Source organism: Paraburkholderia sp. BR13439, from assembly GCF_040948805.1.
In the GTDB taxonomy this organism is placed as follows: domain Bacteria; phylum Pseudomonadota; class Gammaproteobacteria; order Burkholderiales; family Burkholderiaceae; genus Paraburkholderia; species Paraburkholderia youngii.
Map to the genome: position 1 here is coordinate 105,228 of NZ_JBFPKN010000004.1, position 11,944 is coordinate 117,171.

An 11,944-nucleotide genomic window follows, 5' to 3' on the forward strand; every position below is an offset into this window, starting at 1 on the left:
GGCGACATAGTTTGAGCGTGGACAAATCGCAACGCAGCCGGGGTGGCAAGAATGTTGCGACGCAATGCTTGCGTCGCGTCACCTTGCTATCCAGGCGCGTTTGCAGAGTCGAATGGTGAAGACATGTCCGATAGTCCGATTGATCCTCACACGCATCATCACGCGCACTGCCTGCCGTTCAGCGCGCAGTTGATCGGCGCGAGCGGCACGCGACCGCGCACGCGGTTCCGTTTTTGGGCACCGTCGTGCAACAGCGTGCAGGTGGTCATCGAAAGCGGGCACGCGCAAGGCACGCACGAGATGGCGCCGACCGGCAACGGCTGGTTCGAGGCCACCGTGGAGAGCGGCGCGGGCACGCTGTATCGGTTCCAGCTCGACGGCAAGCAGACAGTGCCCGATCCGGCCTCGCGATTCCAGCCGCGGGACGTGCATGGCCCGAGCGAGGTCATCGATCCGCGCGCGTACCACTGGGAACACACCGAGTGGCACGGCCGGCCTTGGGAAGAAACGGTACTGTACGAATTGCACGTCGGTGCAATGGGCGGCTATGCGGGCGTGCAAAAACGCCTGCCCGAGTTCGCCGCGCTCGGCGTCACCGCAATCGAACTGATGCCGTTGAACGACTTTCCCGGCGGTCACAACTGGGGTTACGACGGCGTGCTGCCGTACGCGCCCGACTCCGCCTACGGCCGTCCCGAAGAACTGAAGGCGCTGATCGACGCCGCGCATGGTGTCGGCCTGATGGTGTTTCTCGATGTCGTCTACAACCACTTCGGACCGGACGGCAACTATCTGCATACTTACGCGGAGCCGTTTTTCCGCGCGGGCGTGAACACGCCATGGGGCCCCGCGATCGACTTCGAGCGCAGCGAAGTCAGCGACTTCTTCACCGACAACGCGGTCTACTGGATCAACGAGTACCGCTTCGACGGACTGCGCTTCGACGCGGTGCATGCGATCGACAACCCCGCGTGGCTGCGCGAGCTGTCGGACCATATCCGCGCGCGCGTGCAGCATGGCCGCCACGTGCATCTGGTGCTCGAAAACGAGCACAACAACGCGAGCCTGCTCGACGCGCATTTCGACGCGCAATGGAACGACGACGCGCACAACACGCTGCACGTGCTGCTGACCGGCGAAACCGAAGGCTATTACCACGCGTATGCGAGCGAACCGATTCGCCGGCTCGCGCGCGTGCTGTCCGAAGGCTTCGCGTATCAGGGAGAGCCGTCGCCGCTGCACGATGGGGCGCCGCGTGGCGAAGCGAGCGCGCATCTGCCGCCCACGTCGTTCGTGATGTTTTTGCAGAACCACGATCAGATCGGCAACCGTGCGTTCGGCGAACGTCTGCGCAAGCTGACTTCCGACGACGCGCTGCGCGCCGCGACCGCGTTGCTGTTGCTGTCGCCGCAAATTCCGCTGCTGTTCATGGACGAAGAATACGGCTCGACGCAACCGTTCCTGTTTTTCACCGATTACACCGGCGCTCTCGCCGACGCCGTGCGCGAAGGGCGACGCCGTGAATTCGCGCGCTTCGCCGCGTTCAGCGACGAGAAAAGCCGCGCGCAGATTCCCGATCCGAACGATGCCGAGACCTTCGCCGCGTCGTCGCCACCCGGGCCCGATGCGAAGCCGACACCGGATCGGCTCGACTGGATGCACTACTACAAGTCCGCGCTCGCGGTGCGCGCGAAGCTGATCACGCCGCGCCTGAAACATACGAAGGCCTGCGGCGCGGCCGTGCTGCGCGACGCAGGTGGCGGCGACGCGAACGCGCTGGTCGCGCGCTGGAGACTCGGCGATGGCGAGACGCTGTCGATCGCGCTGAATCTGTCGCAACAGAACGTCGCACTCGACGACATCCCCGCCGGCAAGATCGTTTTCGAGACGCCGCCACGCGCGCGCGACCAGGCCGACGCGCGGGTATTGCCCGCTGATGCGTGCATCGCATGGCTGACCGGCGACATCAACGAATTCGCGAGCCGCCACGATGCGCGCATCGCGTCGCACGAGGAGCAGCGCGCGTGACGACCCGACGCCCCAACGACCGGCTCGCCGCGCTCGCCACCCGCGCAGGCTTCGAGGTGGAGTGGCAGGACGCGCACCACAACACGCAGCACGTGCCTGAAAAAACACTCGGCACGCTGCTCGAACGCATGGGTCTGCCGTGCGGCAACGCCACCGAGATCCGCCACAGCGCCGCTGCTCTGGAGGCCGAACTATCGGGCCGCAGGCTGCCGCCGCTGATGACCGCGGTGATCGGGCGTGGCATCGCGCTGCCGGCGGCCGCGGTCAAGTCGGGCAGCCATTACCGGATCGAGCTGGAGAGCGGCGCGATCATCGACGGCCGCTTCACCGCGCCGAAAGGCGAGGAAGCGTTGCTCGCGCCGATCGACGAAGCCGGCTATCACACGCTCGTGATCAACGACCAGCGCATGACGCTCGCGGTCGCACCGCCGCGCTGCTACACCGTCGCCGACGCATGGCGCACGCTGCACGGCGGCGATGGCGACGGCGACGTCTCGCCGCCCATGCCGCCACTCTGGGGCATCGCTGCGCAACTGTATGGCTTGCGTCGCGTCGGCGATGGCGGCATCGGCGATTACACGGCGCTCGCGCAGCTTGCACGGCACGGCGCGCAGCGCGGCGCGCACGCGCTCGCCGTCAGTCCGACCCACGCGATGTTCAGCGCACAGCCCGAGCGCTTCAGCCCGTACGCACCGTCGTCGCGTTTGTGGCTCAACGTCACACATATCGATCCGGCGGCGGTGTTCGGCGCGCACGCGTGCGCATCGGCATTGGCGCAGGCCGGCAACGCATCGTCGAAATACGAAGACCTGCCGCTGATCGACTGGCCGCACGCGACAGCGTTGAAACTCTCGGTATTGCGCGCGCTGTACGAGCAGTTCAGCGCGAACGAGCGCCCGCAGCACTCGCCGCGCGCACTCGAATTTCACGGCTTCTGCGAACGCGCGGGGCGCGCGCTCGAAGATCACGCGCGCTTCGAAGCGCTGCAAGCCGCGCAACTCGCGCAAGGCGGCGACGGCCATTGGCGCAATTGGCCCGACGCGTTGCGCGACCCGCGCAGCCCCGAAGTCGACGCGTTCGCCGCCGCGCATCGCAACGAGGTCGATTTTCATCTGTTCCTGCAGTGGCTGGCCTCGCGCGGCCTGTTGCACGCGCAGCACACCGCGCGCGAAGCCGGCATGGCGGTCGGCCTGATCGCCGATCTCGCGGTGGGTTGTGACAGCGCCGGCAGTCATGCATGGTCCTACCCCGACGACATGCTGCAGGGCGTGTCGGTCGGCGCGCCACCCGATCTGTTCAACCAGGCCGGCCAGTCGTGGGGACTCACCACCTTTTCGCCGCGCGCGATGCGCACGCAAGGCTTCGCCGCGTTCATCGACATGCTGCGCGCGGCGTTCGCGCATGCCGGCGGCATCCGCATCGATCACATTCTCGGCTTGCGGCGTCTATGGCTCGTGCCCGAAGGCGAAAGCGCGCGCAACGGCGCGTATCTGCGCTATCCGCTCGAAGACCTGCTGCGGCTGATCGCGCTCGAATCGTGGCGGCATCGCGCGATCGTGATCGGCGAGGATCTCGGCACCGTGCCGTCCGGTTTTCGCGAGCGGCTCGACGAGCACGGCATCGAGGGGATTCGCGTGCTGTGGTTCGAAGGCGCGCCGGACGGCCACGGCTTCAAGGCGCCGGCCGATTGGGACCGCTATGCGGTCGGCACGACGACCACGCACGATCTGCCGACAGTCGCCGGCTGGTGGCGCGGCAGCGACATCATGTGGCGCAACCGCATCGGCCAGACGATGGCGCGCGCCGACGGCCGCGACCCCGAAGACGCGGCGCTCGAAGAGCGCGCGCAGGAACGCGCCGACTTGTGGCGCGCGTTCCAGCTAGCGGGCGTGGCCGCACCCGGCGTCGCGCCGCCCGACGCCGACAACCCGCCGGTCGACGAAGCGCTCGCATTCGTCGCCGCGACGCCCGGGCCGCTCGTCACGTTCCCGCTCGAAGACCTGCTCGCGCTTGCCGAGCAGCCGAATCTGCCAGGCTCGATCGACGAACATCCGAACTGGCGCCGCCGCATGGCGCTGCCCATCGACGCGATGTTCGAGGACCCCGTCTTCACCGACCGACTGCTGGCCGTCGACGGCGCTCGCCGCGCCGCCGCGCCTTCACCGAACACTTCCGCGGAGCCCGACACGCCATGACCGTCCCACGCTCCACACTGCGCCTCCAGTTCCATCGGGGCTTCACGTTCGACGACGCCGTGCGCCACGTCGAATACTTCGCCGCGCTCGGCATCAGCCATCTGTACGCGTCGCCGATCACGACGGCCGAGCCCGGCTCGATGCACGGCTACGACACCGTCGACTACACCCAGGTCAGCGCCGAATACGGCGGCGAGGCGGGCTTGAAGCGCCTCGTCGACAAGCTGCGCGCGCACGGCATGGGGCTCATCGTCGACATCGTGCCGAATCATATGGGCGTCGGCGGTTCGAGCAACGCGTGGTGGCTCGACATCCTCGAATGGGGTCGCCACAGCGCGTTTGCGCGTCATTTCGACGTCGACTGGCATTCGCCCGATCCCGCGCTACGCGGCAAGGTGCTGCTGCCGACGCTCGGGGCGTCGTACGGCGATGAATTGGTGGCGGGCCGCATCGCGCTGCATTTCGCCGCCGACAGCGGTCGCTTTTATATCGGCTACGGCCCGCACGTGTTCCCGGTCTGCCCGGTCGATTACGCGGCCATCCTGCAAGGCGCCGACCGCGCCGATCTGAGCGCGCTCGCCAATCGCTTTCACGGACTCACGACGCAGCCCGCCGATCAGCCGCGCGCCGCCGAGGCGCGTGACGCGCTGCGCGAGTTCGTCGCGCGCGAAGGCGCGTCGGCAATCGAGTTCGTGCTGGAGACTTACGCGCCAGCAGATCCGGTCACGCGCGACCGGCTGCATCGGCTGATCGAGCGGCAGCATTTCCGGCTCGCGTGGTGGCGCACCGCCTCCGACGAAGTGAACTGGCGGCGCTTCTTCGACATCTCGTCGCTCGCCGCCGTGCGCGTCGAGCGGCCCGAGGTGTTCGAGGCGGTGCATGCGCTGATCTTTCGCCTCTACCGCGAAGGGCTCATCGACGGCTTGCGGATCGATCATATCGACGGGCTCGCCGAGCCGCGCGAATACTGCCAGCGTTTGCGCCAGCGGCTCAGCGAGTTGCGCGACACCGCGCCGTACGTGGTGGTCGAAAAGATTCTCGGCCGCGGCGAGCCGTTGCGCGACGACTGGCCCGTCGACGGTACGACCGGCTACGACTTCATGCGCGACGTCGGCGCGCTGCTGCACGATCCGGCCGGCGCCGAGCCGCTCGCCAACACGTGGGCCGAACTGACCGGCCGCAGCGCGCGCTTCGCCGATGAAGCGCACGCGGCACGGCGCAAGATTCTCGCGGAAAACTTCTCGGCGGAACTGGACCGCGCGGCGCGCGCGCTGCATCGGATCGCACGCGATTCGCTGAGCACGCGCGACTTCACGTACCCGGCGCTGCGCCGCGTGCTGACCGAACTGGTCGTGCATTTCCCCGTATACCGCATGTATCCGCTGGGCGGACTGCGCAGCGCCGCCGACAACGTCTATTTCGAGCAGGCGCTCGCGGGCGCGCGCGCTTCGCTGCCGCGCTCGGACGACGCGGCGCTCGAGCGCGTGAATGCATGGCTCGGCGGAAGCGCCGAAGAGGCGCCGCCCGCGCGGCCCGGCGCGCAGTCGCAGCAGCCGGCGCAAGGCGGCGGAGCGCCGCCGCATGCGGGATCGTCCCGGCGCAGCGCGCAAACGCTGTTTTCGCAGCTGACCGCGCCGCTCGCCGCCAAGGCGATCGAAGACACCGCCTGCTATCGCTATGGCCGTCTGCTGTCGCGCAACGAAGTCGGCTCGGACCCGGGCGAGTTCGCGCTGTCGGTCGAGCAGTTTCACGCGGGCAATCTCGAGCGCGCGCAACGTTTTCCGCACGCGATGCTGGCGACCGCCACGCACGATCACAAGCGCGGTGAAGACGTGCGCGCGCGGCTCGCGGTGTTGAGTGAGATCGCCGACGAATGGGGCGCGACGCTGCGTGCATGGTCGACGTTGAACGCGCCGCAGCGTCGCGCGCTCGACGGCACGCCGATCAGCAGCGTGAGCCAGGACAAGAGCGACGCATGGGCTCCCGGCCCCGCCGCCGAGGATATGCTGTACCAGACGCTGGTGGGTTGTTGGCCGCCCGATCTGCGTGCCGACGACGAAGCCGGCGTCAAGGAGCTGGCCGAACGCGTCGCGCAATGGCAGTTGAAGGAACTGCGCGAGGCGAAGCTGCAAACCAGTTGGCTCGCCCCCGACGAAGCCTACGAAGCCGGCTGCCGCGAGTTCCTGTTCGGCATCCTCGCGCCACAGCGGCGCGACGCCTTTCTAAAGGAGCTGTCGGCGTTCGTCGAGCGGATTGGCCGCGCGGGCGCGCTCAACAGTCTGCAGCAGACGGTGCTGCGTCTTGCGTCACCCGGAATCCCCGATCTTTACCAAGGCACCGAGCTGTGGGACTTCAGCCTCGTCGATCCGGACAATCGGCGGCCCGTCGATTTCGCGCAACGCGAGGCGTGGCTGCCCCAAGCGCAAACGCCGCCGTCGGAATTCCTCGCGGACTGGCGCGACGGACGCGTGAAGCTCGCGGTGATCCAACGCGTGCTGGCGCTGCGCACGCATCTGCCGGAGTTGCTGAGTCAGGGCACGTATCTGCCGCTCACGGTGCGCGGCGCGCATGCGTCGAATGTGATCGCGTTTGCGCGGCGCCACGGCAATGCGTGGGCCGTAGTGATCGCCAGCCGGTTGGCGGCGGGCTTGCTTGGCGACGATGCCGATCTGCCGCTCGTCGAATCCGCGCAATGGGCGGATACGGCCATCGAAATGCCGCCCGATCTGTCGGCGCGCGCGCTGTTCGACTGGCTGAGCCCCGCCGCGCCGAAAGTCGACGATCACGGGCTGCTGCATCTGCGCGACGCGCTCGCCGCGATGCCGGTCGCGGTGCTGGTGGAGGATGGGGTGCCTCGAAGCTGAGGCGGATGAACAGGGTTGAGGCTTCGGGTCGGCTCGGGCCTCAACCGCCCTCGTCGTCGAACACCTTCGGATACACGCGCACCAGCACGATGCGCGGTCCCTTCATCTTCTTGACCACCACGTCGAAGTCTTCGAACTCGACGCGCTGCCCTTCGCCGGGCAGATCGTTGAGGGCCTGGATCACGAGGCCGCCCACGGACTCGGCCTTGCCCTCATCGATGTCGATACCCAGCGCCCGTTCGAGCGACACCACCGGCAAGCTGCCCTTGCCCATCAGCGTGCCGTCGTCCATGCGGGTCCAGTCGGCGTCGCCCTGGCGAAACTCGTCGTGGATCTGTCCGACCAGCGCGCCGAGCAGGTTGTCGAGCGTCAGGAAGCCGATCGGTTTTTCGTTCTTGTGGCCGACCAGCGCGAAGTGCGGCGCGCCTTTGCGAAAGCGCCGGAACAGTTCGAGCGCCGGCATGTCCGGCTTCACGTACTGCACGGGGCGCACGTAGCGCGACAGGTCTTCGAGCGTGCTGCCCGCCTGACGCGCGAGCAGCAGGTCCTTCAGATGGATCATGCCGGCCACGCGTTCGCCCGCGGCATCCTCGAACAGCGGATAGCGGCTGAAGCGGTGCCGCGCGACCACCTGCATGTTCTCGCGCAGCGGCAGATCGCGCCGCAGGCAGACCATTTCATGCGACGGCCGCATCAGGTCCGATACGGTCATACGCGAGAAGTCGAGCGAATGCGCGATCGTGTTCCATTCGTCCTGGCTGTACGCGCCGCTCGACGAACCGAGTTCGCTCGCGACGTTCGCGCGGCGGCCGCGCAGGATCAGCTTGAGTTCCTCGGTCGAGTAATGCGAGTCGTGGCCGTGGTCGGTATCGAGGCCCGCGGCCTTCAGCACCGTGTTCGCGCTCGTGTTGAGCAACCAGATGGCGGGGTACATCGCCCAGTAGAAACCGTACAGCGGTGTTGCGGCCCACAACGAAATTTTCTCCGCCTCGCGGATCGCCAGAGACTTCGGCGCGAGCTCGCCGACCACGATATGCAGGAACGAAATGCACGAAAACGCGAAGAACAGCGAAATGCCGTGGATCAGCCTCTCGGACTCGACGCCAATCAACGAGAAGAGGGGCATCAGCAGTTGCGCGAAAGCCGGCTCGCCGATCCAGCCGAGCCCGAGCGACGCTAGCGTGATGCCCAGCTGACACGCCGACAGATATGCGTCGAGCTGTCCGTGCACCTTCGCGAGCAGACGGCCGCGCATGCCATGCCGGGTGGCGAGGCTTTGCACGCGGGTCTGCCGCAGTTTGACCAGACCGAATTCGGCAGCGACGAAAAAGCCATTGAGTGCAACCAGAAACATTGCACCGATGAGGGCGACAACCTGTATCAAAGCGACGGGCTCCGGCAACAAAAGTTGTCAGTATAGGGTTGAAAGCTCTATGAAATCTTTATTGTGCGCGAACGCATTCGCGCGCGACGCTCATTTCGGCACCGCCGCGCTGAACGGCACGCGCAGCACGAGCGTGGCGGGCGTCGCGGTGACGCTGCCCGCTTCCGTCGAATCGCTTTGCTCGAAGCTCCCGCCATGCGCCTCCGCGACGCGCTTGCATAACGCGAACACCCACGCGATGCGCTTCGCCTCGCGCGGCTCGCCCGCCTGCTTGCGGGCGAACGCTTCGAGCACGTGCGGCAGCGCCGCGTCGTTCAACGCGGCCTCGTTTGGTTCGTACGCGACGCTCGCATGCCATGTGCCGTTGTCCGCGCGCGCGGCCAGTGCGACCTCGGCGCCCCGCGCGCTCGCTTCGACGCCGAACGTCAGCATCAGCCACAGCGCGGCGGCGAGACGAGCGCGGTCGCCGTTCAGTTGCTCGGTGGCGATCTGCGAGTCGAGCCGCACTTCGACGCCGCGCGCGCGGGCGAGGCCGGCGCGGACTTCCTCGACGGTTTCGGCGAGCAGCGGATGCAGCGGAAAAGGTTCATACGTGAGCGCGAGCGATTTCGTTTCGGCGCGCGTCGTATCGACGATCGTCTCGAGCAGCTTCACCTGCTGATCGACGCCGCTGCGAATGCCGGTGATCGCGCGCTGCGAGTTGGGATCGTTCGCGTCGAGCTTGCGCTCGAGCACGTAGGCCCAGCTATGAATCGCATTCAACGGACCGCGCAGGTCGTGCGACACCAGCGACAGCACATGATCGCGCATGAACAACGCGGTTTCCGCGCGCAGCAGCGCGCTGCGTTCGGAGATGACGAAGCCGGCCGACGCCGGCTGGGCGCCAGCAGTCCCGGTGGGTGACGTAGTCACGATCGAGTCCTCTCAGGCAGTGCTGGATGATGGGGGGAAGCCTCATTATAGGCATCCCGTTTCGACCGACCAGTCCAGGCCGAACCGCGAGGCGCGCCGCAATCCGCATGCCATGCGCGAAACCGGACAAGATTCGGCGATCGGCGTCAACGCGCCTACAATGTCGCTTTTACGTTTTTTGATCTGAGGAGCAACGCATGTCGACTGTGACGACCGAATCCGGCCTGAAGTACGAAGACCTCGTGGAAGGCACCGGCGCCGAAGCCGTCGCCGGCAAGACCGTGACCGTGCACTACACGGGCTGGCTGACCGACGGCCAGAAGTTCGATTCGAGCAAGGACCGCAATGACCCGTTCGCGTTCGTGCTGGGCGGCGGCATGGTCATCAAGGGCTGGGACGAAGGCGTGCAAGGCATGAAGGTCGGCGGCAAGCGCAAGCTGACCATTCCGCCGCAACTCGGCTACGGCGTGCGCGGCGCGGGCGGCGTGATTCCGCCGAACGCGACGCTCGTGTTCGAAGTCGAACTGCTCGCAGTCTGAGCCACACCTAAGTGCTGTTATGAGCCACGCCGCCGTCACCGCCCCTAACGTTTCGCTGCGCTGCTATGGCGCGATCGAAGCGTCGGACGTGCACGACTTCCACCAGGTCGTGCTGGGGCTCGACGGCGCGATGGTGATGGCGGTGAACGGCGTCGCGGAGCAGATCGACGCCGGCTCCGCATGGCTGATCCCGGCCGGCGCGCGGCACGAATATTCGGGCGTCGGCACCAACCGGCAGCTCGTACTCGATTTGCCCGCGACGTCGCTAGCGGTGCCCGAGCGGCTGTTCGAGCGCGCGCGAGCCGTGGCCGTCGATCCAGCGCTCGCGCAACTCGTGCACACGATTGCCGCGCATGCGGCGGGCGGCGTGGGCAAAACGCAAGACGATGCTTTCGGTCATCGTCGCTTCCATTGGGATGCCGCCGCACGTCTGGGCGCCGCGCTGGTCGTCGATTCCGGGGCGCTCGCCGGTGCGCAGAGCGAAGGCGTTCGGCTCGATTTCGCGCGCATCGACCGCTGGCTGCGCGCGCATCTGTCCGAGCCGCTGAAGATCGCAGACCTCGCCGCGCACTGCGGCTTCGGCATGCGGCGTTTTCACCAACTGTTTACCGATGCGTTCGGCGAGACACCGCATCGCTATTTGCAGCGGCTGCGGCTCGACACGTCGATCACGCTGCTCGCGGACCCACGTCTTTCGTTGACCGATATTGCGCTCGACATCGGCTTCGGCGATCAGAGCGCTTACACGCACGCATTTACGCGGCGTTTTGGGCTGGCGCCCGGGCAGTGGCGCGCGCTGCGGCACTGAGGGCGGCGAAGGTCCTGTCAGCCTTTTAACCCACGCTGCAGATCCGCACGGATATCTCCCGGGTTTTCGAGGCCCACCGCAAGCCGGATCAGACCTTCGCTGATGCCCGCCGCCGCGCGCGCTTCGGGCGTGATGCGGCCGTGCGTGGTCGTGGCCGGATGCGTGATCGTCGTACGCGTGTCGCCCAGGTTGCCGGTGATCGAACAGACCTTCGTGCCGTCGATCACGCGCCATGCGTTCGCACGCATCTGTTCAGGCGTGTCGCCCTTCAGCTCGAACGACACGATCGCGCCGCCCGACTTCTGCTGACGCATCGCGAGCGCATGCTGCGGATGCGATTCGAGTCCGGGATAGAACACGCGATTGATGGCCGGATGCGAGTCGAGCCAGCGCGCGATTTCGAGCGCATTCGCCGACTGCTTTTCTGCACGCAGCGACAGCGTTTCCATGCCTTTCAACAGTACCCACGCGTTGAACGCGGACAGCGTCGGCCCGGCACTGCGCACGAACGGAAACACCTTTTCCATGATGAATTGCTTCGAACCGACCAGCGCGCCGCCGAGCACACGGCCCTGGCCGTCGAGGAACTTGGTCGCCGAATGCATGACGACGTCCGCGCCCAGTTTCAGCGGCTGCTGCAACGCCGGGCTGCAGAAGCAGTTATCGACGACGAACAGCGCATTCGCGGCCTTCGCGATCCTGCCGATCGCTTCGATATCCGAAACCTCGGTCAGCGGGTTGGAAGGCGTTTCGAGGAAGAACATCTTCGTTTCGGGACGCACCGCTTCGTTCCAAGCGTTCAAATCGGTCGGATCGACGAACGTGGTCGTGATGCCGAACTTGCTGAAGATCTGCGAGAACATGCCAAGCGTCGAGCCGAACAGCGCCCGCGAGCTGACGAGGTGGTCGCCCGCCTGCAACGTCGACATCACGACCGACATGATCGCGGCCATCCCCGACGCGGTCGCGATACAGGCCTCGCCGCCTTCGAGCGCGGCCAGCCGGTCCTGGAACATCGAGACGGTCGGATTCGAGAAGCGCGAGTACGTGAAATAGTCTTCGGAGTTCCTGAAGCGCTCGGCGGCTTCCGCGGCGCTCGCGAAGACGAAGCTCGAGGTCAGGAAGATCGCTTCCGAGTGCTCGTTGAAGTCGCTGCGCGCGGTGCCCGAGCGGACGGCCAGCGTGTCGAAGTCGAGGTTCAGGGAGTCGTCCAT

General features: G+C 66.8%; 8 protein-coding genes. 5 read left to right on the forward strand and 3 right to left on the reverse strand.

Annotated features, from left to right (window positions below):
- Nucleotides 1-123: 123 nt before the first annotated feature.
- The 3 genes from treZ to treY are packed head-to-tail and all read left to right on the forward strand — an operon-like array spanning nucleotide 124 to nucleotide 7,087.
- Nucleotides 124-2,028, forward strand: a complete 1,905-nt coding sequence (gene treZ / locus AB3X96_RS09770; RefSeq protein ID WP_368589556.1) for a malto-oligosyltrehalose trehalohydrolase — start codon at nucleotides 124-126, stop codon at nucleotides 2,026-2,028.
- Nucleotides 2,025-4,223 (forward strand): 4-alpha-glucanotransferase, encoded by a 2,199-nt coding sequence (gene malQ, locus AB3X96_RS09775; protein ID WP_368589557.1) that lies wholly within the window; start codon nucleotides 2,025-2,027, stop codon nucleotides 4,221-4,223. The genes treZ and malQ overlap by 4 nt, the downstream gene beginning before the upstream one ends.
- Complete coding sequence (gene treY / locus AB3X96_RS09780) at nucleotides 4,220-7,087, forward strand: malto-oligosyltrehalose synthase (protein ID WP_368589558.1); 2,868 nt, start codon at nucleotides 4,220-4,222, stop codon at nucleotides 7,085-7,087. The genes malQ and treY overlap by 4 nt, the downstream gene beginning before the upstream one ends.
- Before the next feature lie 40 nt (nucleotides 7,088-7,127).
- On the opposite strand, the gene AB3X96_RS09785 is transcribed toward treY, so the two are convergent.
- Together AB3X96_RS09785 and AB3X96_RS09790 are read right to left on the reverse strand one after the other, a co-directional pair.
- Nucleotides 7,128-8,471, reverse strand: coding sequence for a hemolysin family protein (locus AB3X96_RS09785; RefSeq protein WP_368589559.1), 1,344 nt, complete (start codon nucleotides 8,469-8,471; stop codon nucleotides 7,128-7,130).
- Nucleotides 8,472-8,561: 90 nt separating this feature from the next.
- On the reverse strand, nucleotides 8,562-9,383 hold the full coding sequence (locus AB3X96_RS09790) for a sensor histidine kinase (protein ID WP_368589560.1): 822 nt from the start codon (nucleotides 9,381-9,383) through the stop codon (nucleotides 8,562-8,564).
- Nucleotides 9,384-9,580: 197 nt separating this feature from the next.
- Here AB3X96_RS09790 and AB3X96_RS09795 point away from each other — a divergent pair, with 197 nt between their 5' ends.
- A complete protein-coding gene (locus AB3X96_RS09795; RefSeq protein ID WP_176107182.1) occupies nucleotides 9,581-9,922 on the forward strand; it encodes an FKBP-type peptidyl-prolyl cis-trans isomerase in 342 nt (113 codons plus the stop codon).
- A gap of 19 nt (nucleotides 9,923-9,941) precedes the next feature.
- The gene (locus tag AB3X96_RS09800) at nucleotides 9,942-10,730 is read left to right on the forward strand and encodes a helix-turn-helix domain-containing protein (RefSeq protein WP_368589561.1); all 789 of its coding nucleotides are present in this window, start codon (nucleotides 9,942-9,944) and stop codon (nucleotides 10,728-10,730) included.
- A gap of 17 nt (nucleotides 10,731-10,747) precedes the next feature.
- On the opposite strand, the gene AB3X96_RS09805 is transcribed toward AB3X96_RS09800, so the two are convergent.
- Nucleotides 10,748-11,944 carry an O-succinylhomoserine sulfhydrylase gene (locus AB3X96_RS09805; RefSeq protein WP_368589562.1) on the reverse strand — a complete coding sequence of 399 codons (1,197 nt, stop codon included), beginning with the start codon at nucleotides 11,942-11,944 and terminating at the stop codon, nucleotides 10,748-10,750.